This window comes from Litorivita sp. NS0012-18, from assembly GCF_040371945.1.
Lineage (GTDB): Bacteria > Pseudomonadota > Alphaproteobacteria > Rhodobacterales > Rhodobacteraceae > Litorivita.
Genome location: NZ_BAABWS010000001.1, coordinates 483,952 through 507,651, shown reverse-complemented (window position 1 = coordinate 507,651; position 23,700 = coordinate 483,952). Strand labels below are relative to the sequence as shown.

Annotated in this window: 21 protein-coding genes; 9 read left to right on the top strand and 12 right to left on the bottom strand. The window is 62.7% G+C overall.

Annotated features, from left to right (window positions below):
- Positions 1–9 precede the first annotated feature (9 nt).
- Positions 10–780, top strand: coding sequence for a type III pantothenate kinase (locus ABWV64_RS02420; protein WP_353342682.1), 771 nt, complete (start codon positions 10–12; stop codon positions 778–780).
- A gap of 6 nt (positions 781–786) precedes the next feature.
- Positions 787–2,457 carry a ribonuclease J gene (locus ABWV64_RS02415; RefSeq protein WP_353342681.1) on the top strand — a complete coding sequence of 557 codons (1,671 nt, stop codon included), beginning with the start codon at positions 787–789 and terminating at the stop codon, positions 2,455–2,457.
- 34 nt (positions 2,458–2,491) lie between these two features.
- Here the strand turns inward: ABWV64_RS02415 and ABWV64_RS02410 are convergent, their stop codons facing one another.
- From ABWV64_RS02410 to ABWV64_RS02375, 8 genes are all read right to left on the bottom strand, one after another.
- Entirely contained in the window at positions 2,492–2,863 is a 372-nt protein-coding gene (locus tag ABWV64_RS02410) for a PilZ domain-containing protein (protein ID WP_353342680.1), read from the bottom strand.
- A 257-nt stretch (positions 2,864–3,120) separates the two neighbouring features.
- Positions 3,121–4,740 (bottom strand): DEAD/DEAH box helicase, encoded by a 1,620-nt coding sequence (locus ABWV64_RS02405; protein ID WP_353342679.1) that lies wholly within the window; start codon positions 4,738–4,740, stop codon positions 3,121–3,123.
- Between the two features lie 232 nt (positions 4,741–4,972).
- Positions 4,973–5,944 (bottom strand): glycosyltransferase family 2 protein, encoded by a 972-nt coding sequence (locus tag ABWV64_RS02400; RefSeq protein WP_353342678.1) that lies wholly within the window; start codon positions 5,942–5,944, stop codon positions 4,973–4,975.
- Entirely contained in the window at positions 5,937–7,073 is a 1,137-nt protein-coding gene (locus ABWV64_RS02395; protein ID WP_353342677.1) for a glycosyltransferase family 2 protein, read from the bottom strand. Before ABWV64_RS02395 ends, ABWV64_RS02400 begins: the two co-directional genes overlap by 8 nt.
- 4 nt (positions 7,074–7,077) lie before the next feature.
- Positions 7,078–8,490: a hypothetical protein gene (locus ABWV64_RS02390; RefSeq protein WP_353342676.1), complete on the bottom strand. Its 1,413-nt coding sequence runs from the start codon at positions 8,488–8,490 to the stop codon at positions 7,078–7,080.
- Between the two features lie 113 nt (positions 8,491–8,603).
- Complete coding sequence (locus ABWV64_RS02385) at positions 8,604–10,211, bottom strand: peptide chain release factor 3 (RefSeq protein ID WP_353342675.1); 1,608 nt, start codon at positions 10,209–10,211, stop codon at positions 8,604–8,606.
- 102 nt (positions 10,212–10,313) lie between these two features.
- The gene (locus ABWV64_RS02380; RefSeq protein WP_353342674.1) at positions 10,314–11,600 is read right to left on the bottom strand and encodes a pentapeptide repeat-containing protein; all 1,287 of its coding nucleotides are present in this window, start codon (positions 11,598–11,600) and stop codon (positions 10,314–10,316) included.
- A 71-nt stretch (positions 11,601–11,671) separates the two neighbouring features.
- Positions 11,672–12,688, bottom strand: coding sequence for a Hint domain-containing protein (locus ABWV64_RS02375; RefSeq protein ID WP_353342673.1), 1,017 nt, complete (start codon positions 12,686–12,688; stop codon positions 11,672–11,674).
- Between the two features lie 195 nt (positions 12,689–12,883).
- Between ABWV64_RS02375 and ABWV64_RS02370 the strand changes: the two genes are divergently transcribed.
- The 7 genes from ABWV64_RS02370 to ABWV64_RS02340 all read left to right on the top strand — a co-directional run bounded on the left by ABWV64_RS02370 (position 12,884) and on the right by ABWV64_RS02340 (position 19,387).
- Entirely contained in the window at positions 12,884–13,663 is a 780-nt protein-coding gene (locus tag ABWV64_RS02370) for an SDR family oxidoreductase (RefSeq protein WP_353342672.1), read from the top strand.
- 274 nt (positions 13,664–13,937) lie between these two features.
- Positions 13,938–15,299 (top strand): sodium:proline symporter, encoded by a 1,362-nt coding sequence (locus ABWV64_RS02365; protein ID WP_353342671.1) that lies wholly within the window; start codon positions 13,938–13,940, stop codon positions 15,297–15,299.
- Positions 15,300–15,479: 180 nt separating this feature from the next.
- Positions 15,480–16,592 (top strand): ABC transporter ATP-binding protein, encoded by a 1,113-nt coding sequence (locus ABWV64_RS02360; RefSeq protein WP_353342670.1) that lies wholly within the window; start codon positions 15,480–15,482, stop codon positions 16,590–16,592.
- A gap of 142 nt (positions 16,593–16,734) precedes the next feature.
- Positions 16,735–16,947, top strand: a complete 213-nt coding sequence (locus ABWV64_RS02355) for a twin-arginine translocase TatA/TatE family subunit (protein ID WP_353342669.1) — start codon at positions 16,735–16,737, stop codon at positions 16,945–16,947.
- Between the two features lie 6 nt (positions 16,948–16,953).
- Complete coding sequence (gene tatB, locus ABWV64_RS02350; RefSeq protein WP_353342668.1) at positions 16,954–17,616, top strand: Sec-independent protein translocase protein TatB; 663 nt, start codon at positions 16,954–16,956, stop codon at positions 17,614–17,616.
- Between the two features lie 3 nt (positions 17,617–17,619).
- Entirely contained in the window at positions 17,620–18,552 is a 933-nt protein-coding gene (gene tatC / locus ABWV64_RS02345) for a twin-arginine translocase subunit TatC (RefSeq protein WP_353342667.1), read from the top strand.
- 34 nt (positions 18,553–18,586) lie between these two features.
- A complete protein-coding gene (locus tag ABWV64_RS02340; protein WP_502902634.1) occupies positions 18,587–19,387 on the top strand; it encodes an ATP-binding protein in 801 nt (266 codons plus the stop codon).
- Between the two features lie 456 nt (positions 19,388–19,843).
- Here the strand turns inward: ABWV64_RS02340 and ABWV64_RS02335 are convergent, their stop codons facing one another.
- The 4 genes from ABWV64_RS02335 to ABWV64_RS02320 all read right to left on the bottom strand — a co-directional run bounded on the left by ABWV64_RS02335 (position 19,844) and on the right by ABWV64_RS02320 (position 23,618).
- A complete protein-coding gene (locus ABWV64_RS02335) occupies positions 19,844–21,085 on the bottom strand; it encodes a LysM peptidoglycan-binding domain-containing protein (RefSeq protein ID WP_353342665.1) in 1,242 nt (413 codons plus the stop codon).
- 113 nt (positions 21,086–21,198) lie between these two features.
- Positions 21,199–21,963, bottom strand: a complete 765-nt coding sequence (locus ABWV64_RS02330) for a protein-L-isoaspartate(D-aspartate) O-methyltransferase (RefSeq protein WP_353342664.1) — start codon at positions 21,961–21,963, stop codon at positions 21,199–21,201.
- Positions 21,960–22,748 carry a 5'/3'-nucleotidase SurE gene (surE, locus tag ABWV64_RS02325; protein WP_353342663.1) on the bottom strand — a complete coding sequence of 263 codons (789 nt, stop codon included), beginning with the start codon at positions 22,746–22,748 and terminating at the stop codon, positions 21,960–21,962. The genes ABWV64_RS02330 and surE overlap by 4 nt, the downstream gene beginning before the upstream one ends.
- A 225-nt stretch (positions 22,749–22,973) precedes the next feature.
- Positions 22,974–23,618 (bottom strand): SDR family oxidoreductase, encoded by a 645-nt coding sequence (locus ABWV64_RS02320; protein WP_353342662.1) that lies wholly within the window; start codon positions 23,616–23,618, stop codon positions 22,974–22,976.
- Between the last annotated feature and the right edge of the window lie 82 nt (positions 23,619–23,700).

The following is a 23,700-nucleotide window of genomic DNA, read 5'->3' as shown; positions in this document are numbered from 1 at the left end:
CGCGCGCCCATGCTTTTGGCCATCGACTGCGGCAACACCAATACGGTCTTTTCGATCTGGGACGGGGAGAAGTTCCTATGCACCCTGCGCACCGCGACGGACCAACGCCGCACCGCGGATCAATATTACGTCTGGCTCTCGACGCTCTTGAACCACCACAAAATCCATATGGATATCAACGCGGTGATCATCTCTTCGACGGTGCCGCGGGTGGTGTTCAATTTGCGGGTTCTGTCGGACCGCTACTTTGGCTGCCGCCCCTTGGTGGTGGGCAAACCCGAATGCGCCTTGCCCGTGGGGATGCGCGTCGATGCGGGCACGACCGTCGGGCCCGACCGTTTGGTCAATACGGTGGCGGGCTATGACCGCTATGGCGGCGATTTGATCATCGTTGATTTCGGCACCGCGACGACCTTCGATGTGGCCGATCATGACGGCGCCTATATCGGCGGCGCGATTGCACCGGGTGTTAATCTGTCGCTGCGCGCCTTACATGAAGCCGCAGCGGCGCTGCCACATGTGGATGTGACAAAGCCGCCGCATGTGATAGGAACCAATACAATCGACTGCATGCAGTCGGGGGTGTTTTGGGGCTATGTGGGCCTCGTGAACGGGATCTGCGAGCAGATCAAGGCCGAGTTCGGCCGCCCCATGAAAGTCATCTCAACAGGCGGGCTGGCGCCGCTATTCCAGCAAGGGCACGCTTTGTTCGATGCCTTCGAAGACGATCTCACAATGCACGGGCTGACCGTGATTTATGACTATAACAAGGACAAATAACCGCTAATGAGCAGCGAACGTTTTATCTACCTTCCCCTTGGCGGGGCGGGTGAAATTGGCATGAATGCCTATGTGTACGGCTACGGTAAACCCGATGAGGAACGGCTGATCCTCGTCGATCTGGGCGTGGCTTTCCCCGATATGGACAGCTCTCCGGGTGTGGATATCATCATGCCGGACATCAAATGGCTCGAAGAGCGCAAGGGCCGTTTGGAGGCCGTGTTCATCACCCACGCCCATGAGGACCATATCGGCGCGGTCGGGCATTTGTATGAACGCCTTGGCGCGCCGATCTATGCGCGCCCCTTCACCGCCAATCTGGCGCGCGGCAAATTGGCCGAATATGGCATCACCGAAAAGGCTGTGCGCATTGCGGGCACTTGGCCCGAAACGGTCAAGGCCGGCCCCTTCACGGTGGGGTTTGTGCCGATCTCCCATTCGATCCCCGAAAGCGCCGGTCTGGCGATTGATACCGCCGCGGGTCGCGTGATCCATACGGGCGATTTCAAACTGGACGAGACCCCGATCGTGGGCGAGGCCTTCGATCCCGATCTATGGGCCGAGGTCGCCAAACCCGGCGTCAAGGCGATGATCTGCGATTCCACCAATGTGTTCTCGCCCCACGCGGGGCGCAGCGAAGTCACCGTCGGCCCCGAAATCACCGAAATGGTGGCCAATGCCTCGGGCATGGTTGTGGCGACGACCTTTGCGTCGAATGTGGCGCGGGTCAAAACCTTGGCCGATGCGGGTGTGGCAGCGGGGCGGTCGATCTGCCTGTTGGGCCGCGCCATGCGCCGGATGATCGAAGCTTCGATCGAGACCGGCGTGTTGAAGGATTTTCCCACGGTGATCCCGCCCGAGGACGTCAATTCCATGCCGCGCGAGAATGTGATGCTTTTGGTCACCGGCAGTCAGGGCGAGCGCCGCGCCGCCTCGGCGCAATTGGCCAATGGCAAATATATGGGCATCACCCTCAAAGAGGGCGATACCTTCCTGTTCAGTTCGAAAACCATTCCGGGCAATGAAAAGGGCGTGATCCGCATCATCAACATGCTGTCCGAAAAGGGCGTCGATGTGGTCGATGAAAACAGCGGCGGGCATTATCACGTGTCGGGCCACGCCAACCGCCCCGATCTGGAGCGGATGCAGGAGATCGTCAACCCGCAGGTCGTGATCCCGATGCATGGCGAGCACCGCCATTTGCGCGAACATGTGAAACTGTCGCAAAGCAAGGGCCGCGCGTCTTTGGTGGCGGTCAACGGCATGATGATCGACCTGTCCGGCAATGCGCCCAAAGTGGCCGAATATATCGAAACGGGGCGCACCTATCTGGACGGTTCGGTGCAGATCGGCGCGCTGGACGGCATTGTGCGCGACCGTATCCGCATGGCGCTCAACGGGCATGTGATGGTCAATGTGATCATCGACGAAGACGACCAGCCCTTGGGCGAGGCGTGGGTCGAGATCATGGGATTGGCCGAAACCGGACGCAGCCGCGCGCCGCTGCAGGATGTGCTCGAAGAAGACCTGAGCCAGTTCTTGGGCCGCGCCAATCGCAAAACCCTGCGCGATGACGAGCGTTTGGAAAAAGAGCTGCGCAGCATTGCGCGCAAATCGAGCCAGAGCGAGATCGGCAAAAAGCCCGAGGTGACAGTGGTGATCAGCCGTCTGAGCTGAGCCGTAGGGGATGACTTGGCGCGGGCCGGAGGGGTTAGCTCCCCTCCGGCCTTTTGCGTTCTTGGCGCAGGGCTTCGGCGATGGCCAGATCACGCGCCTCGAAATAATGGCTGATCTGGCGGCGCGCAAAGGGCAGATTGGTGAACATCAGGCCCATCCTGTTGCCCCGTGTCCAGCGCACCTCGGCGGCAAAGCTGCCAATGTCATGGATGCGCACCGCGCTGACGGGCATATTGTGATAATTCTGTATGCCGAAGGGCAATTCGACGCCGACACCGCCAAAGGACAGATCGCAACTCATCGCAGAGACATCATGAGCCGCGAAGCGCACGCTCACGGGAAGGCGCAGGTCGAGCCGGTTCGAACCGCGCAGATCGCTCTCGGGGATATAGATTGAGTGTCGCATCGAATGCCTCGATAAAATTTACGGATACACAACAAACGGGTGCGACTGCGCGCCCGATACCTACCGGATGGTATAGGGTGAGAATCCTAACGTTCCGTGATCTGGCGCTTATGCGCGTCAAAGTATTGCGTGAAAGTTTATTCAATTGAACGGCGCAGCGGGGGCCGTTGCGCGCGGATCTCGCGCGGGTCCCAATAAAAAACCGCCCCGATGCGCGCGGCAGCGGGGCGGTTTTATGTGTATCTTGCAAGGGCCGCTTAAGAGGTGCGGCGCTCGTCAAAGCTGAATTCGATGAAGGAGGGCATGTGATTGCCCATGCCGACGACCTTGTTGTCGCGGCCCCCGTCATTGCGGCCCGCATCGCCGCGTCCGCCGCCATCTTTGTTGCCGGAGCGGCCACGTCCGCCGCGCGAGCGGCGCGGTTTGTCGTCGCTGTTTTGCATCTCTGCGCTGTCAGTAGGGGCGGCGTCGGGCGCGGTGGATGGCTCTTGTGCCTGCGCATCCGCTTGCGCCTCTTGCGGGGCCTCGGTGTCATCCTTGCGTTTGCGTCCGCGTCCTCCGCGCGTGCGGCGGCGCGGTTTGCTCTCCTCATCGCTGCCCGCTTGGGGCGCAGCAGGGGCGTCCGGCGCTTGCGTCTCGGCCACGGTCTCGGCTTCGGGCGCGGCGCTTGGGGCGTCATCGCCAGAGGCTGCGACGATATCCGCCGTGTCCTTTGCCGCTGCGGGTTTGGCCCCCGGAGCATCGAGGCGCGGGATTTGCATTTGCACCAGACGCTCGACATCGTCGAAGTTTTTCTCGTCGCGCGGCACGCAGATCATGATCGCGGTGCCGTCCTTGCCCGCGCGGCCGGTGCGGCCGATGCGGTGCACATAGTCCTCGGCGTGGCTCGGCACGTCGAAGTTGATCACATGGCTGACGTTCGGAATGTCCAGACCGCGCGCGGCCACATCCGAGGCCACCAAGAAGCGCAGGCTGCCATCACGGAAGGCATCGAGCGTGCGCATCCGCGCCGATTGCTCCAGATCGCCATGGATCGGCGCCGCGTCCAGCCCGTATTTTTTCAAGGATTTGGCAACGGTATCCACGTCCATCTTGCGGTTGCAAAAGATGATCGCGTTGCGGCATTTGTCGCCCTCGGCCTCGATGATATCGCGCAACAGCTTGCGCTTTTCGCTGCCTTCGCGGTCCTTGCGCGAGCCTTTGAACATCACTACGCCTTGGGTGATGTTTTCCGATGCGGTCGCTTGGCGCGCCACCTCGATACGGGCAGGGGCCGAGAGGAACGTATTGGTGATCCGCTCGATTTCCGGCGCCATCGTGGCCGAGAAAAACAGCGTCTGGCGCGTGAAGGGCGTCAGCGAGAAGATGCGTTCGATATCGGGGATAAAGCCCATGTCGAGCATCCGGTCGGCTTCGTCCACCACCATGATCTGCACGCCGGTGAGCAGCAGCTTGCCGCGCTCGAAATGGTCCAAAAGACGGCCAGGCGTGGCGATCAAGACATCAACGCCGCGGTCGATCAACTGGTCCTGCTCCTTGAAGGAGACGCCGCCGATCAGCAGGGCTTTGGTCAGTTTGAGGTGTTTGGTGTAGGTGTCGAAGTTTTCGGCGACCTGCGCGGCCAATTCGCGCGTCGGGCACAGAACGAGGCTGCGCGGCATACGGGCGCGGGCGCGCCCGCGCGCCAGAAGCGTGATCATCGGCAGCGTGAAGCTGGCGGTTTTGCCGGTGCCGGTCTGGGCGATGCCGAGGACATCCTTGCCCTCCAGAGCGGGGGGAATCGCACCGGCTTGGATCGGGGTGGGGCTCTCGTAGCCAGCCTCGGCAATGGCTTTGAGGACCTTGGGGTTCAGGTTGAGATCAGTAAATTTTGTCATGCTTATCCGTGGTTTACGGACATAGCTTGGCCCGTACGTCTATTTTGGGGTCAGGCCCCTTTGGCCCGGTGGTTATCCACATCTTGCGACCCACGGCGCAGATGTAGCGAAAAGCGGCGGGAGGGTCAATGATCACAAGGGTTTGGCCGGTTTGGCGGTGCCGGCGTGCGCGGGCGGCGGGATCGGCGCGGGTCAGGCTCGGCCCCTGCGCAGGGCAGTCCGTCATAACGCCTCAGGCCGCAGGCCCGAAATGGCGCGCGCGTTTGGCGGGCAGGTCCAGCGCGATACTGCGCAGGTGGCCTTTGCGTTCAAGCGCGGCGCGCAACTGCGGGGTGGCAAGGCAGACCTCGTTGTAAAAGCTGCGCAATCCGGCTTCGCCCTCGCTCTCCATAATGGTGGCGAACAGCTGGTGCAGGTTGAGACCGGTGCCATCCTTGGCGGTATTGGCCGAGAGTTCGTCGCGGTAGCTGCCTTGGGCGTGGCGATAGCGGAAGGCGGTGATGAAATCCTCCCAGCTTTTGGCATGCAGGTGGCACAATTCGGTCTCGTCCAGCACCACCAATCCGGGGTTGGTCTCCTGTCCCAAGAACACGTTGTGGATGCGGATTTTCAACCCCTCGATGCCGGTGCGGATAAACAGCTTGCCCATGGCGTGGCTCAGGTAGCCGCCGTTGAGATAGCTGCCGTAAGTGGGGTAAAGCTTGGCGGTTTGCTTGAGGCGCAAGGGGCGCTCGCGCGCGCAGGATTTGAACCATGTGATGCCCTCGGGCGGCTCTTGGCCCTCGCTGCTGAGCGCCTCGATGGGCCAGACCCGCGCGCAGGTGGCGCTTTGCGGCAGATCGGCCAGTTGCGCGCCCAGATCGCGGGCGGGATTGAGGAATTCATCGACGTCGATATGGGTGATGAAATCGACCTCATGGCCCTTTTTCTTATAGGCGTGCATCACATTAGCGGTCTGGCGGACCTGATGTTTTTCAGGGCGCGCGCCTGCGCGGGTCCAATAGGCGTCGTCGGTGACGGTGACGCGCACCTTGGGGTGGGCTTTGAGGATCGCCTCGACCTCGGGGTTGGGCGCGTCGAGATAAAGAAACAAGCGGTGCGCGCCCAGATCAAGGTGATGGGCGGCAAAGGCGAGGATGTCTTCGGCCTCGGCCTTGATGGTGGAGACAACGGCCCATTTGGGCAAGGCGGGGGCGTCAGGCATCGGAGCGGGCCTCTATCGTGGATGGGTCTTGGCCGGATGGGTTTTCGCTGGGTCCGGCATCGTCTGTTCGGTTCGTGGGCGGGGCGGGGAAGGCGGCTTCGCGCAGCGCGTCGAGGTGCAGATCGCGGGTGAGCAACATGTCATAGGCGCGCAATCGGGCGAGCAATTCGGGCCGCGCTTCGCAAACCTCGCGAAAGAAGCCGCGCAGCGGATGGTCCAAACGGGCGGCCTCGCTATCCTCTTGTAGAAAATCAATAATATCGGAAAGGCGGAAGTTTTCGGCGCTGCGTTTGCGATAGCTGCCATGGGTCAGGCGAAATTCCATATGGCGCTCGAAGACGGGCCAGCTGGGCGCATGGGCGTGGCCGATAAGCAGATCATTGCTGGATTTGCGGCCCTCGGTGGGGGCTTCGCCCTCGAACAGCATATGAATGCCAAGCCGCGCCTGATCTATGCCCGTGCGGGCAAAGACCTTGCCGCCCAAATGCGAGATAAACCCGCCGCGCAGATGGGCGCCAAAGGTGGGGTAAAGCTCTTCGAGGACGGATTTATTTTGTCCGGCGCTGGCGGGTTTGAGCTTGAAGTGACGCGCACCGGCCAGCCCGCCAAGCCCCTTGGCAGGGGCCTTGCCGCCGCCCTCGGGGGCGAGCATTTCGGCAGGGCGCAGCACCAAGGCGGTGACATCCGCGCCTTGGCGGGCCAGTTCGGCACCGACATCGGGCGCGCGCGCGTCCTCGGCCCCTGCGCCGCGCGAGAGGATGAATTCATCCATATCGATATGGGCGATCCAATCGAGCGGCTGCGCGGCCGCGCCGGTCATCTGCGCCATCGGCAGATGCGCGCGCGCATAGCTGCGGGTGGCGTTATGGGCTTGGCGCAATTGATGTTGCTTGGGGCGGCGGCCAATGGCGCTTTGGCGCCAATAGGCGCTGTCGCAGGCGGTGACATGCAGGCGCGGATGGGCGCGCAGGGCGCGCAGCGTGCTGTCTTTGGGCGCGTCGAGATAGATCTCGATACGGGCCGCGCCAAGGGCAAGGTGATAGGCGGCGAACCGCTGCATATCGCGTAGCGGGCCTTTGAGCGTGGTCACAATGCCCCATCTTGGCGTGGCATCTGGCGCGGCGGGCATCGGGCTATTCCTCGGGTGTCGGCGCAGGGGGGGGCGGTGCGGGCGGGGGCGCGGCTTTGCGGCGGCGGGCCGGTTTTGCAGCGTCACTGGCCAAGGCTTCGGCGGCTTTCGCGGCGATCTGCTCCAGATCGGGCGCGGCGGCGTTCTCGCCGTTTTGCGCGGCTTCCTCGGCCTCCACGGCGGCGTCATAGGCGGCCATCAAGGCGCGGCGTTTGGCGGCGCGGCTGGCGCGTTGGCCGGCCAGTTGGACGCGCATGATCCGCATCCGGCGAAACACATTGCGCGTGTCCGTATTGAGCATTTCCAACAGGTTCTGCGCCAAGGGGCGGATCACCTCGTCTTGCTCCGCGTCGATCCACAAACGGCCCAAAAGCGCCACATCCAGCCCGCCATTGACGATGGAATAGGTGTCCATTTCCATCGGCAAACGGCCACGCACCTGCGTTTTGAGGCTATGGGGCTGTTTGGGCTTGGCTCCCGAATAAAGCCGCTCGGTCTCGTAGAATTTCATCGTGTTGAGCAACACCGACAGCCCAAGGCCGCAGCGGCGTTGCCCCTCGGTCAGGCCGTGTTCGGAAAATGTTGTGATTGCAGACACTTGCCAGCGGGCGTTCAAGTGTTCGAGCAGCAAATCAGCATGCTCGGCCCATAGGCGGGTGAAGAGGGCGGCGCAGTGTTCAGGCTGGCTTTGCTTGCGTAGATGCGCGATCAGCAGCGCGTGCAAATGGCAAATGCGCGGCAGGCCTTTCAACTCGCGCGCAAGGGCGCGGTATTTGACCGCATAGGCGCTGCGGCTTCTCTTGATGTCTTCGGGGATTTTTCCAATGATTTCCGTGCAATAGGGCGTAAGGTTCACGTCAATCGGAGGCAAGGCCTCGCCCGCGCCATAGGTGATCGGCGCGCGGCGTTGCTCGAGCAGTCCGAGCATTGCAAGATAGCCGCCCTCATAGGTGACCTCGGCGGGCATTTGCATTTGCGGCGCGCCTGCGTCCTGCGGTTCCTCCTCCTCGCCCAAGCTTTGCGTGATCAACGCGGTCAGGGCTTTTTGGTCCTCAGCGTGCGCAGGTTGGGCCGCGGGCGGGGCATCCTCGTGCTGCGGTTCGGGCGCGGCGGCGGATTTGTCGCTCTGCGCGGCGTCAGCGGCGGATTTTGCAACAGTATCAGGGAGTTGCGCGGCGGCTTCGGCGGCGATCTTCGCGGCTTTTTCGGCCTTTTTTGCCGCCGCTTCGGCGGCCTCGATCGCGTCCCAACGGGCGCGTTGTTCGGCGCGTTCGGTCAGCGTCTGGTCCATATCGATGCCGCGCTCCATGTGGCGGGCGTCGCGGGCGCTGCGCAAATGGATCGCCAGATCGCGCACCCAAGGCTCCGCGCTTGCGGGGGCGGCGTCATCGGGGGATTTGGGCGGGGTCGCACTCATGCCCCAACGATGCCGATTGCAGAGCCGCGGCGCAAGAGGCAGGTCGGCCTATGGTTGATAAGGCCCCAACGGCGCGGCGCGCAAAGCACACATGCCGCGCCGCGCAGCCAAGATCACACCATCATTTCCTTGGTCGCGGTCAGGCGCACATCGGGATAATCGCGCGCCACGCGGTCGATATCCCATTGCAGGCGCGTCAAATACACCGTGTCGCCATCATTGTCTGTGGCGATGTGCTGTTTGTTGGAATTGACAAATTTATCAACGGCTTGTTGGTCGCCGTTCACCCATCTTGCCGAGGTGAATTGCGAGGATTCGAACCGCACCGGCAGCCCGTATTCAAGCTCGATCCGGCTGGCGAGCACCTCGAATTGCAAGGCGCCGACCACCCCGACGATAAAGCCCGACCCGATGGCGGGTTTGAACACTTTGGCCGCGCCTTCCTCGGCAAATTGCATCAAGGCTTTCTCCAGATGTTTGGCCTTGAGCGGATCGCCCGCGCGCACGGTTTGCAAGAGTTCTGGCGCGAAGGAGGGGATGCCGGCGACGCGGATCGCTTCGCCCTCGGTCAGGGTGTCGCCGATGCGCAACTGGCCGTGGTTGGGGATGCCGATGATGTCACCGGCCCAGCCTTCTTCGGCCAATTCACGGTCGGAGGCCAAGAACAAGACGGGGTTGGAAATCGCCATGGGTTTCTTGCTGCGCACATGGGTCAATTTCATGCCGCGTTTGAAATGTCCCGAGGCCAAGCGCACAAAGGCGACGCGGTCGCGGTGCTTGGGGTCCATATTGGCTTGGACCTTGAAGACAAATCCGGAAACCTTTGATTCCTCTGGCAAAATCTCTCTTGGCAGGGCGCGTTGCGGTTGCGGCTCGGGGCCGTATTCGGCGATGCCATCCATCAATTCCTTGACCCCGAAGCTGTTGATCGCAGAGCCGAACCAGATCGGCGTCATATGGCCTTCGAGCACCGATTGCGGGTCCAGCGCGGGAAGCAATTCGCGCGCCATTTCGACCTCTTCGCGCAGCTTTTCAAGCAGATGCTCAGGCACGTGTTTGTCCAGCAAAGGATCGTCCAAGCCCTTGATTTCAATGCTATCTGCAACGCGGTTGCGGTCCGCGCGATTCATCAGTTCAAGCCGGTCATGGAGCATATCATAACAGCCCATGAAGTCTTGGCCGACGCCGATGGGCCAAGAGGCGGGGGTCACGTCGATGGCAAGGTTCTCTTGGATTTCGTCAATAATATCAAAGGTATCGCGGCTTTCTCGGTCCATCTTGTTACAAAAGGTCAAGATCGGCAGGTCGCGCAAACGGCAGACCTCGAAAAGCTTTTGCGTCTGGCTTTCCACGCCTTTGGCGCCGTCGATCACCATGACCGCCGCATCCACCGCCGTCAGGGTGCGGTAGGTGTCTTCGGAGAAATCCGAGTGGCCGGGCGTGTCGACAAGATTGAAGCGGAAGGCTTTGAAATCAAAGGACATTGCCGAGGCCGAGACCGAGATGCCGCGGTCTTTTTCCATCTGCATGAAGTCCGAGCGCGTGCGCCGCGCCTCGCCCTTGGCGCGGACCTGACCGGCCATCTGGATCGCGCCGCCGAAGAGCAAAAACTTCTCGGTCAAAGTGGTTTTGCCCGCATCAGGATGCGAGATGATCGCAAAGGTGCGACGGCGCGCGATCTCGGGCGGCAAGGCGGGGCGGTTGGAGGCGATATCTAGCATGAGGCGCATATAACGGCGCGCGCAGGGCGGCGCAATATGGCCCGTTCAGCCGCGTCGGTAAAACGTCGGTATTGCGTCGGTATCGCGTCGGTGGGGTTTTGGCTATTTCAGCATGGCTTCGACATAGCGCAGCCAAGGCAAAATCCATTCCAGCTCTGCGGGCAAGATGCCTGCGAGTTTGGCCAATGCCCCGCCGATTTGGACATGGATGGTCAGGGCCACCGCCGTATAGACCTGTTTTTCGCTTTCCTCTGCCACGCCTTTGACGACGCGGCGCAGACCGTTGAAAGTGGTATAGGCGATATTGTTGAGCAGCCCGACAGCGGCAAAATAGGCCTCCATGGATTTCGTATCGACATATTCTCGCATCCTTGCCGCAAGTGTGGGGGCAAAATGCTCGGGGTGGTTTTCAAGCTGTTCGGCGGCGCGTTGCAATTCGGCGTCGACCTGCGTTTGATGTACATCCATCTCGGGCCGCTCGGGTGCGGTCTCGCTCAGAAACTCCAACCAGTCGGGCAAGCGCGACGAGATCAGCTCTGCCGATAGCAAGGCCGCCTCCAGCGCGGCGGATTTGTCCGGCGCGTAGTCTTGCAACTCTGCGCGCGTGGCCTCGAATTGCAGGCGCAGGGCTTTGGATTGCACGCCAAAGCGGATTTGATCCATGTCGCCGTAGGGCACATCGCAGATGCTCAAGAAGCGGTCAAATGCCGTATGGAGCAGGGTGGAAATATTGCCGAAATTCCCGCTCGTTTTGAGCGCGCGCAGGTCTTCGGTGAGGTCATGGAATATCTGTTCGAGATCATCGCGCGAGGGCAGGGCAGAGGCGCTGACCGCCAGCCTGCCATCCACAAGCGTGACCGCATCGCCGTAGGGCTCTTGGTCCAATGTGTCGGGGAGCGTGTCGAACTCCGGCCAACGGGCGGGGCGGGTGAGGTTTGAAGGGATGATCGTGCCGCTGTCGCCATCCATGCTGCTAAGCTGTGTTTGTGTCAAACCCTTCACGTCTTTGAGGTCGGCGCGATGGGCGGCTTCGCCGATCTGTTCGTTTGCTCGGGTTCTTAATTTCGCCCCCTTAAGCCGTGCTCCGTTCAAATTGGCCCCCGACAGGATCGCCCCGCTCAGGTCGGCGCCCTGCAAAAGGGCTTTTTCCAAGTTCGCGCCATCGAGGTCCGCGCATTCGAGCCGCGAGTTGCGCAGGTCAGTTGCCGCGAAATTCACTTGCCGCAGGTCGAAACGGCCTTTGGTGTCGATCTTTGATTTCTGCTCGAAGCTGGCGCGAATATCGGAATCGGACAAATCCGGCCGAAATTTGAGTTTCAGCCGCCTGCGCTGCAGGTTCCACGCCGCGACGCCTTCCAAAAGCCATTCGATATGTTGGGGGTTCGCCATTGCCTTACTCTTTACGCCGCCTCATGGGCCATCATGGCGGGCGGGGTGGAAAAGTAAAGCTTGGGGCGGGCTTAGCGCGTTGAGGCGCGGCGCAAAATCTCGGCGGCGTCGGGGCGGTCGAGCAGGGTTTCGCTGACCTCAAGCCCGCTGAGCCCCGAGGCGGCATGGTTCGGGCCGAGCAGCTTGTCGGTCAATCCTTCGGGCAATGCGGGGCGGGTGCGCATATCGACCAAAAGCGTTTCGGCGGCGATGCCTTCGGCATAGACGATCTGGTGGCGGTCAAAGAGCAGTTGAAAATAATCGACAAAACCGCCGTCTTGGCGGATCACGCTGTCGCCATTGACCAGATGGCGCGCCTTGACCAAAAGCTCGCTGCGCCCTGCGCCAAGCTGGTCGGAGCGTTGATAGATGAACAGGCGGTGATCGGGGCTGAGCGTGAGGTCGTTTTCATTGTTGAGCGTGCCTGCGGCGATGACGATGGGGGCAAATTCGCCCACGGCGCGCACGGTGGTTTGCCCGATCCAGCGGATCGGCTGCGGCCCGTCATCGCGGGTCAGGACCATATCGCCGACCGTCAGCGCCTCGATCGGGACCTGCGCGCCGGAGGCCAGCGTGATATGGGTGCCGCGCGCAAAGGAGGAGCAGGCCACTTCGGCAAATTTGGCGCGGGTGTTGTCGGTGTTGATGCCCACAAGGCGGTAGTCGCGTTTGGCGGCCAAAGGCGCGAGGGGCAGGGCGTAGATCTCGTTGATATCGCCCGCCTCGTCGACCTCGACCAGAACGATGACCTCGGTGGTGGAGCCGTCGAAATCCATCAAGGTGATGCAGCAATCAAGATGCAGCGCCGCCCCCTCGGCGCCCAAGACCGTGCCCGAGGCGATGCGAAACGGCCCCTCGTCGGAGGCGATGATCGACAGGCGCTCCAATGCGGCGGCCTCGGCGATCTGATAGGTGTCGTCGAGCATCAATTCGGCGGCAAAGGAGATGCCTTCGCCCATATTCACCCCATGGCTGACGCACAGCGCGCCCGAGCGGAACACGGGAAGCGATTGGGCCGGTTTGGCAATGTCGGGCGCGGTTTGGGTCATGGCGGGTTCGATATGCTCTGGTTTGCCGGTCTTGTCTTGATCACTCTCGATCGCGGCTTGACGAGAAGCCTATGGTAGAATTGTGGCGACATCGGGTCAACGGGCCGGTCTTTTGCTGGCGCGCGCGGCGGGGCTGGTGCAAGCTGGCGCCTGAAATTGCGGCAGATGCGCCGCGCGAGCATGAGGAGATGCGCGATGGATTTGGGACTTCAAGGCAAACGGGCGCTGGTTTGCGCCTCCTCCAAGGGGCTGGGCCTTGGCTGCGCCGAGGCTTTGGCCGAAGCGGGGGTGGATTTGGTGATGAACGCGCGCGGGGCCGAGGCGCTGGAGGCGTCGGCCGATGCGATTCGCAAGAGCTACGGCGTAAATGTGGTGACCGTCGCCGCCGATTTGACCACGCCCGAGGGGCAGGCGGCGGTTCTGGAGGCGGCGCAAGGAGTTGATATTCTTGTGACAAATGCGGGCGGCCCGCCTCCGGGGATGTGGTCGGATTGGGAGCGCGCCGATTTTATCAAGGCGCTCGATGCCAATATGCTCGCCCCGATTGCCTTGATGAAAGCGCTGCTGCCGTCGATGATGGACAAAGGATGGGGCCGCGTCGTCAACATCACCTCGCAATCGGTCAAAGCGCCGATTGCGGTGCTGGGCCTGTCCAATTCGGCGCGGGCGGGGTTGACCGGATATGTGGCGGGCACGGCGCGTCAAGTGGCCGGATCGGGCGTGACGATCAACAACCTCTTGCCGGGGATCCATGCGACCGACCGCGCGGTGTCTTTGGATGCGGGCGTGGCCAAGGCGCAAGGCATCACCGCGCAAGAGGCCAAGGCACAGCGCGAAGCCTCGATCCCCGCGCGGCGCTATGGCACGCGCCAGGAATTCGGCGCGACCTGCGCGTTTTTATGCTCGCAGCACGCGGGATTTATCATCGGTCAGAATGTGTTGCTTGATGGCGGGGCGACCAACGCCACGCTTTAGGCGGCGTCTCGGCACTGGCAGGTTTGATGGCAGGGTCGGCGGCAGGGTTGGTGGCGGGGGTCGGCGGCAGGGCGGGCGCGGTTTGCAAAGCCGTTGCAAATCTGCTTTGCAAAGCCGCCGCCCTGCGCCTTTGCGCCGCGCGCGCGCCGTGATCACGCGCGCCGCAGCGCCCATCACAAACGCGTGGGGCGGCGATTTTTTCATGGGCATGGGGCCGCGCGCTTGCTAGCGCAGTCAAAACCCGATTTCGCGGGAAAGACAGGAGAGGACCCCCATGCAAGCCATTGCCATTGTTTCGATATTTGCCGCCATCATCGCGGCGAGCCTTTTGGCCGCGCCGCGCCGCGCCAGCATCGAGGGGTTTTTCGGCGGGGCCAATACGGACGGGCGCGCGCCGCAGTTGTGGGTTCTGGTTCTGAGCCAAGTGACCACGTGGATTTTTGCCCGTTCGCTGATGAATGCGGCGATTTTGGGCTATTACTACGGGATCGCGGGCACCTTGGCCTATGCGGCCTATTACGGCTCGTTTCTGACCGGCGGGTTTATCGTCGGGCGGCTGCGCGACAGCGGCGCGATGTCGGTGCAAGACTGGCTTGGCGCGCGGTTCGGGCGCATCGGCACGGGCGGCTATAATGCGGTGATCGGATTGCGGCTTTTGTCGGAGGTGTTCGCCAATCTGATCGTTGTCGGATTGATCTTTGCCGCCGTATTGCCCGGCTCGCAAACATGGGCGATTGTCTTGGTGGCGCTGGTCGGTCTGGCCTATTCCGCATGGGGCGGGTTGAGCGCGGCGCTGCGCACGGATGTGGTGCAGATGCTTGTTTTCCTTGTGGTTTTCATCCTCGCTTTCGGTTTTTTGATCACCGATAGCAGGTTTTCCTTGGGCGCGGTTTTGAGCGCGCAGGGCACGTCGGGGTCTTATAACGGCTGGGTGCTGATGGCGGTGGCCTTGCTACAGGTCTTCTCATATCCGGCCCATGATCCGGTGATGATGGACCGCGGATTTATCGCAGATCGCGCCACGACGCGGGCCTCCTTTGTGCATGCATTCTGGATTTCGACGCTGTTGATCATCGGATTTGGGTTTTTCGGCATTCAGGCGGGGATCGAGGGCGCGGCTTATGAGGGGCAATTGCTTGGCACATGGGCGCAAATCCTGCCGGTTTGGGTCTTTGCCGCCTTGATGCTGTCTTTGCTGGTCTCGGCGCTCAGCACGCTGGATTCGGCGCTGGCTTCGGCGGCGCGGCTGGTGGTCGAGGAATGGAAGCTCGCCCCGCGCAGCCTCGGCGGCGGGCGCAGTGCGATGGCGGTGTTCATGGCGGCGGGGGCGGTTTTGACGCTTTGGGGCAACCAGACCTTGTTCGACGCCGTGGCGGTCAGCGGCACGGCCTCGATGTTCCTCACGCCCGTGTTGATCGTCGGGCTGGTCATCGGGCGGCCGGTCAGCCGCGCGGGGTTCGCGGGGGCGTTTATGGCGGCGATCTTGGGCGCTTTGGCCTATTTCTTTCGCGCCGTGCCTGCGGTGGCGCAGATGCTGCCCGAGGGGCATAAATACGAGCAGCTTTTGGCGATTTGCATCGCGGTCTTGATCGCGGGATTTGCCAGCGTGCTGCTGGGGATGCGTCGCGCGCCGTGAAGGCGCGCGCATAAATGGGGGCCGCGCCGTGAAGGCGCGCGCATTTTAGGGGAGCTGCGCCGTGCAGCCTACACGCTGCGCCCTAGGGTCGCGCGGCGGCGGGGCAGGCTTGCGCAGTTTTGAGCAGGCTGATAGCAACGGCGAAAACCCGATGGTTTTCATCGGATACCGGAGCAATATGTGACCCAAGCCCCCGCCGCCACAGCAAAACCCGCCCTTCCGCCGCGCCTCGAAGTGCGCGGATTGGTGCGCCGTTTCGATGGCAAAGCGGTGGTAGATCATGTCTCGCTCAGCGTGCCGCGCGGGCAGGTGACCTGCCTTTTGGGGCCGTCGGGCTGCGGCAAATCCACGACGTTGCGGATGATCGCGGGCGTCGAGATGCAAGACGAGGGCGAGATCTACGTCGATGGCGCGCTGATCTGCGATACCAAGTATCGCGTGCCGCCCGAACGGCGCCATATCGGGTTGATGTTTCAGGATTTCGCGCTCTTCCCGCATTTGAGCGTCGCCGATAACGTCGCCTTTGGCCTGACCGGCGCAAAGGAGCAAAAACGCGCGCGGGTCGAGGAATTGCTCACCCGTGTGGGGTTGATGCGGTTTATCGACGGGTTTCCGCATGAATTGTCGGGCGGCGAGCAACAGCGCGTGGCGCTGGCGCGCGCCTTGGCCCCGCGTCCGCGCATCATGTTGATGGACGAGCCGTTTTCGGGCCTCGACAACCGGCTGCGCGACGACATCCGCGACGAGACTTTGGCGGTGCTCAAAGAGGAGGATGCGGCGGTTTTGCTGGTCACCCACGAGCCCGAAGAGGCGATGCGCATGGCCGACGAGATCGCCTTGATGCGCGACGGCAAGATCATCCAGCAAGGCGCGCCCTATAATATCTATAACGCCCCGCGCGACAAAGAGGCGGTGGCATTTTTTAGCGATATCAACGTGATACGCGGCACAGTTCAAGGTTCTCTCACCGAAACTCCCTTTGGTCAATTCCTCGCTCCTGGCGTGCCGGACGGCGGCGCGGTGGAGATTGTCATTCGCCCGCAGCACCTCAAGATCGATTTCGACCGTGCAGGGCGCGGGCCGCTGTCGACGGTGCAGGACGGCACGCCCGCGCGCGGCGTGGTGATGCGCGCGCGGTTCATGGGGTCCGAAAGCCTCGTGGAATTTCGCATGGATCACGACGGATCGATCCTCAAGGCGACGGTGCCCAATGTGTTTTTGCCCAAGGTCGGGCAGGCGCTTTGGCTGATGATCCGGCGCGACCGCTGTTTCGTTTTCCCGCTGCGCGGCTGACCCGCCCGCCGCGCGCGCTGCGCGGCATAAAATCGCGGCGCTTTGGCGCTTTGGTGCTTTAAACTGCGCGGGCTTGGGATTAGATAGATGGGATGGATTTACGGGGCGTTTCAATATGCCCCCACCGAGGGAGAGACTACTCATGCTTAACAATATCGGCCTTCCGGGCCTTCTGCTCATCGCCGTTGTGGTTTTGGTCCTGTTCGGACGCGGCAAGATCTCGTCCTTGATGGGCGAAGTGGGCAAGGGCATCACCGCGTTCAAAAAAGGCGTCAGCGACGGCACCAAAGAGCTTGAAGAGGCCTCCGCCGAGGAAAGCACTGCCGAGACGACGGCCGAAAAAGACAAGGCCTAAACGCTTATGTTCGATCTGGGCTGGACCGAGCTTTTGCTCATCGGCATCGTGGCGTTGATCGTCGTGGGGCCGAAGGATTTGCCAATGCTGTTTCGCAATGTCGGACGGTTTGTCGGCAAGGCCAAGGGCATGGCGCGCGAGTTCACCCGTGCGATGGATGATGCGGCGGACCAGTCGGGCATGAAAGAGGCCGCGACGAGTTTTCGCAACATCGCGGACCCCAAATCCATGGGCCTTGATAAGATCAAGGAGGTCACCGACGATGTGACCAAGGATTTCAAAGCATGGGATCCGATGTCGCCCGATGGGTCGCTCGACGAGGAGCGCGCGGCAACAGCGCGCAAAATCCACGAGGCCACGGCCAAGGCGGCCACAGATCGCAAAGCCGCCGAAGCCGTCGCAGAGGCGGCGCAAACCGATGCGCCCGCGGCACCGGTCGCTAAATCGGCCGCCAAACCGGCGGCCAAAGCGGCCGCAAAGACGTCAGCGGCGAAAAAGCCCGCAGCGAAAAAACCCGCAGCGGCCAAGACGGCGACGAAAACGGCGACGAAAACCGCAGCGAAACCTGCGGCGAAAACGGCGGCCAAACCTGCCGCCAAAACCGCCGCTAAGAAACCGGCCGCCAAAAAGAGCGCCGCGAAAACGGCCTCCACGGCCTCCAAGGACTAACCCATGAGCCATTCCGACGAGATCGAAGACAGCTCCGCGCCGTTGATCGAACATCTGGCCGAGCTGCGCAACCGGCTGATCCATTCGGTCGTCGCCTTCATCATCGGCATGGTGATCTGCTTCACCGTCTGGAACCCGATTTTCAATTTCCTCACCCATCCTTTGTGCTCGGCCATGGCCGAACGCGGGCAGGGCGATTGCGGGCTGATCCTGATCAAGCTGCAAGAGGGTTTTTTCGTCGCGATCTCGATCTCGCTTCTGGGCGGGTTGATGCTGTCCTTCCCTTATATCGCGCTGCAAATGTGGCGCTTTGTGGCGCCGGGGCTTTATAAAAACGAGCGCGGGGCGTTTTTGCCTTTCCTGATTTCCTCGCCGGTCATGTTCTTTTTGGGCGCCGCCTTTGCCTTTTATGTGGTCACGCCGCTCGCCTTTGATTTCTTCCTCGGATTTCAACAGGCTGGCACCGTGATGAGCGATGAGGTCACCAATGCGACGGCGGGCATCGCCTTTCAGGGCTCGGCGCAAGAATACCTCTCCTTGACGATCAAATTTATCGTCGCCTTTGGCCTGTGCTTCCAATTGCCGGTCTTGCTGACCTTGATGGGCAAGGCGGGGCTGGTCTCGGCCGAGGGGCTGGGCGGGGTGCGCAAATATGCCGTGGTGGCGATCCTTGTCTTGGCCGCTCTGGTCACGCCCCCCGATGTGATCACGCAGGTGATTTTGTTCGTTGTGGTCTACGGGCTTTACGAGGTGTCGATCCTCTTGGTGCGCCGCGTCGAGAGAAAGCGCGAAGAGCGTTTGCGCGCCGAGGGTTATTATGACGACGAGGACGAAGAAGAGTTCGATGATCCGTTGATGGCCGAGTTCGACGAGGACGAGGATGATCAGGGCGATGATCTGGACGGCGCGGACGCCGGAGGGGACAAGCGTGACTGACCCGCTGGAGCGGATCGCGGCGGCGCTGGAGCGGATGCACCCCGCGCCGCAGCCCGCCCCCGATTTTAGCGAAGCTGAGGCCTTTGTCTGGCATGTCGATCCCGACCGTTTGGCCCCCGTTCCCGATGTTAGCCGTGTGGATTTGAGCCTTTTGGTCGGGGTGGACCGCGCGCGCGATACGCTTTTGGACAACAGCCTGCGCTTTGCCCGCGGCCTGCCCGCCAATAACGCGCTTTTGTGGGGCGCGCGGGGGATGGGCAAATCCTCGCTGGTCAAGGCTGTGCATGCCGAGGTTCTGGCGCGCGGCGAGGCGCTCAAGATCGTTGAATTGCAGCGCGAGGACCTGCCCTCGGTGACACGGCTTTTGGCGCTCTTGCGCGGGGCGGATGCGCGGTTCATCCTGTTTTGCGACGATCTGTCCTTCAGCCATGACGACCAGCATTACAAGAGCCTCAAGGCGGTTCTGGATGGCGGGATCGAGGGGCGGCCCGAGAATGTGGTGTTCTATGCCACCTCGAACCGCCGCCATTTGATGCCCCGCGACATGATCGAGAACGAGCGCAGTTCGGCCATCAACCCCGGCGAGGCGGTCGAGGAAAAGGTCTCTTTATCGGATCGCTTTGGGCTGTGGCTGGGCTTTCATCCGTGTGATCAGGACGAATACCTGTCGATGATTGACGGCTATTGCGCCGCCTACGGGATCGAGGTGGCGCCAGACGAATTGCGCGCCGAGGCGATCGAATGGCAAGCGACGCGCGGGGCGCGTTCGGGCCGCGTGGCATGGCAATTCGTCACCGATCTGGCAGGGCGCAAGGGCGTGGCGATCCGCCGCTAGGGGCGGGGCGCCAGACGCTTTGGCCAGACCCTTTGGTCAGACCCATTTGACCGGACCCCCTCGAAACACTTGCGCGCCGCAGTGGAGGACCGCGACGCGCATAAGGGCAAGAGGCCCCTCGTGGGAGGAAGCGTCCGGCGCGAGAGAGCACGCCGACCACTGATCCTGACTTTATGCGGGCATGTTCGGGGGGATGCTCCGAGACACACCCATTGCGTAGACACTTCAAAAGGGGGGATGAGAGGCACCACAGTGGTGGGGGCGCTTCTAACCTGTCGAAGGGCGCTTTACGCAACGGAAACACTGTGTTTATCGATCAGAAACATGGCGAAAATGTGGCAAAAAGGTTAACGCGGGGCGGATTTCTTGCCCCTAGGTCAACTTGAGCCATTTTCCGCCGATGGCCCCGCGCGCGGATCTTTGCCGATTTCGCCGTGATTTCAAGGGCTTGCCGCCCTATTGCAGGTAGGGCAGCGGATCGACGCTTTCAAAGCCCTTGCGCACTTCGAAATGCACATAGTTGGCCGGATCGGCGCGCAGGCTGGCGATCTTCTGGCCTCGGCTGACGCTATCGCCTTTTTTGACGGTGATATTGCCCGCATTGGCATAGACGGTCAAAAGCCCGCCCGCGTGTTTGATCACGATGATCGGCACTTGGTCCGCATCCGATGTGATGGCGGCGACGGTGCCCGCATCGGCGGCTTTGATCGGCGTGCCCGCGGCGGCCGAGAGGTCGATGCCGTCGGATTTGCCCTTGGTATATTCGCGGATGATCTTGCCGCTGACCGGATAGGTGAGCCGCGCGCTGGTGGCGGCTTTGGTTTGGGTCTTGCCCAGATCGGGCGCGGCTTTGGCGGCCTCGGCGGCGGCCTGCGCGGCGGGCAGGGTTTTCTCCTCCGGCAAGGGTTTGACGGCGCTTGGCGGGGTCGGTGTCGGCGAGGGGTTGCCAAATCCGGGTTTGGCGACTTTTTGTGCCTGCGGGGCGGATTGCTCGGCCACGGGGATCAACAGGTATTGCCCCTCGCGCACGGTGAATTTGCTGTCCAGCCCGTTCCATTCCGACAGGCTGCGCACCGAGACGCCATAGAGCCGCGAGATGGTAAAGGCGGTTTCGCCGCGTTTGACTTTGTGGCGGGTCGGCTCGACGGCGCTCTCGTTCGGGGCGACGACGGGGGGCGGCGCGGAGGGCGCGGAGGCGGCGGAGGGCAGGGTCGAGGTTTGCACCTGCGCGGCGCCCGCGCGGTCGATGGCCCCGCCCGCAAGCGCCGAGATGTCCACCGCAGGGCGCAAGGGTCCGGTGCCGCTGGCGCCGGTGGCGGGCGAGGGTTCGGCCACACGGCTGGGCAGGGCGACGATCTCGCCCTCGCGCAGCTTGTCGCCGGTCTGGATGCCGTTGAATTTGGCCAGCGCCCCCGCATCCGTGCCGATGCGCGCCGCGAGGCTGGCCAGCGTATCGCCGCGTTTGGCCACGGCGACTTGGTAATTGGGATAGGAGAGGATGCCGCGATCATCGGGGCGCGGGCGCTGTGCGGTGGCGGTTTTGGCCGCCTCTGCGGTGCTCATCGCATTGCCGAAATTGCCGCGCAGGTCGAGGTCCAGCCCGCCTTCGCAAGCGGCCAAAGAAAAGGCCGCCCCGAGCAGCGCGGCAGCGCGCAAAGATTTTCGCGGATCGGGCCACGATTGGGGCACATGGGTCATCTCGATATCCTCACTCACCGGCCATTTTGGCCTTTGCTTGCCCCTTATTGACGTTTGCGGGGCTTTCACTGTCTGCGGCCCGTATGGGATCGGGCTGTCTGTTTGTGCGGCGCTCAGCCGTCGCGCCCCAGCCCTTCGAGCAGGGGCACAAAGCGCACGGGGCGCAATTCGTCATAGTCAAACCCGCCCTCGTGGCGGCGCACGCGGATCAGGCTTTGCACCGTGTCCGATTGGCCCACGGGCACCACCATGATACCGCCGATCTTGAGCTGCGCCAAGAGGGGGCCGGGGGGGTCCTCGGCGGCGGCGGTGACGATGATGCGGTCAAAGGGGGCCTGATCGGGCAGGCCAAAGCTGCCATCGGCGGTAAAGGCGGTGATATTGACCAGATCCATCGCCTCGAAGACGGCGCGCGCCTCGGCGACCAACCGCTTGTGGCGGTCCACCGTATAGACGCGGCGGGCAAGCTGGCTGAGGATCGCGGCCTGATAGCCCGATCCGGTGCCGACCTCGAGCACCTTGTCGCGCGGGCTGACCTCGAGCGCTTGGGTCATCAGGCCGACGACCGAAGGCTGGCTGATCGTCTGGCCGCATGCGATGGGCAGGGGCATATCCTCATAGGCGCGTTCGGCAAAGATGCCGCGAATGAAGGGGCCGCGGTCGATTTTCTCCATCGCGCCCAGAACCGCGCTGTCGGTGACGCCCTTGGAGCGCAGCGCATAGAGAAACTGCATCTTGCGCTCGGCCTCGGAGGCGGGGGCATCTTCGGATTGCAGCGGCAAGCTATGGGCGACGGTGCCCGCGCCGGGCGCTTGGTGATGTTCGGCGCGCCCTGCGTGCATCTGCGCCGAAGACAAAGGCAGGGGCGGGCGGCTCATAGCGCCGCGCCGAAATGGTCAAGCGCGTCATGGGCGGTCAGATCGGCGCGCATCGGCGTGACCGAAATGAACCCCTCCAGATTGAGCGCGGCGTCGGTGCCCGCATGGGTCGGGATTTGTTGGTCGCCGCCCTTGATCCACAGGAACTTGCGCCCCGAAGGCGACATATGCGGCTCGACCCCGAAATGGGTGTGACGGCGAAACCCTTGGGCGCCGATGCGGGTGCCTTTGACATCCTTGGCGGCGACGGGGGGGAAATTGATGTTGAAGAACAGGCGGTAATCGGCGTTTTCATCGGCCTTGGGGATCGCGGCGAGCAATTTGCGCACCACATCCGCGCCGTGCTGTTCGGCGGCTTCAAAGGGGTTTTTGGCCTCGAAATTCTTGGGGCCGTAATATTGCGAGAGGGCGAAAGAGGGAATGCCTTGCAGCGCGCCTTCCATCGCCGCGCCCAAGGTGCCCGAATAGAGCGCGTTCTCGGCGGAGTTATTGCCGCGGTTGACCCCCGACAGGATCAGATCGGGCTTTTGCCCGCGCAACACCTCATGCAGCCCCGCCAAAACGCAATCGGCGGGCGAGCCTTCGGCGGCAAAGCGGCGCGGGCCCATTTGCGCCAGCATCATCGGATGGGTGTAGCTGATCTTATGGGCGACGCCGGATTGTTCAAAGGCGGGCGCCACGGTCCAGACCTCGCCCTGCGGCCCCGCCAGTTCCTCGGCGATTTTCGCCATGGTCTTGAGGCCCGGTGCGTTGATGCCGTCGTCGTTGGTGATGAGAATGCGCATGTTGTGCCCTGATGCCCCGATTGCCCTGTTGTGATCCGCGGCGCGCGGCGGCGGTTTGCCTTTTTATCACTGTCTAAGGGAGCGGCGCGCGCGGGGCAAGCATTGCGCGGCGCGCGGCGAAAAATGCGCCCGCGCTGTGGGGCAAAAGCACCGCCCCTTTGGGGCGAAAGCACCGCCCCTTTGGTGATTGGCTATGCGGCGCGCGGCGCGGCGGGCGCGCGTGGCTTACAGCCCCAGCTGCGCCAAAAGCCGCGCGGCCTCGTCGATGGGTTTGGCCAAGGGCGCGCGATCCTCGCCCGGAAAGAACCTTGCGCGGGTGGCGGTGGCCAAAGGCGCGGGGGTGAGGATTTCGACCCGCGGGCCGGTCTTGACGCTTTCGGCCTGCCAGCTTTTGGCCAAGGCGATTTGCGCCGCCTTGCTGGCCCCATAGGCCGAAAAGAATTTACTGCCGCCGCGCGCATCGTCAAAGAAAAGCGCGGTGCCGTCCTCGCCCAGAAGCGGCGCGATAAAGGGGATCAGTTGCCCCGTCGCGGTGACATTGCAGGCGACGGATTTCTCCCAATCCTTGGCGTCGAGAAACTGCGCAGGGGCCAAAGGCGCGGCATGGACCGCCGTATGCGCCCAAAGCGCGACCGAGCCCCAGCGGTCATAGATCGAGCGGCAAAGCTGCGCCATCGCGTCGGGATTGGTGATATCCATCGGGGCCAGCGTGGCGCTGCCGCCCTTGGCTTGGATACGGTCGTCCAATTCCTCAAGCGCGCCCGTGGTGCGGCCCACGGCGACGATATGGTATTTGGTGCAAAGCGCTTCGGCCAATGCGGCGCCAAGGCCGCGCGAGGCGCCGGTGATGAGGGCGATTTGATCTGTCATATGCGCGGTTTGGCGCGGCGCGGCGCGATTGTCAACGCGCCCTTTGCGGCGCGCGGGCGCGCCGCGGCAATCCGCCCTGCCG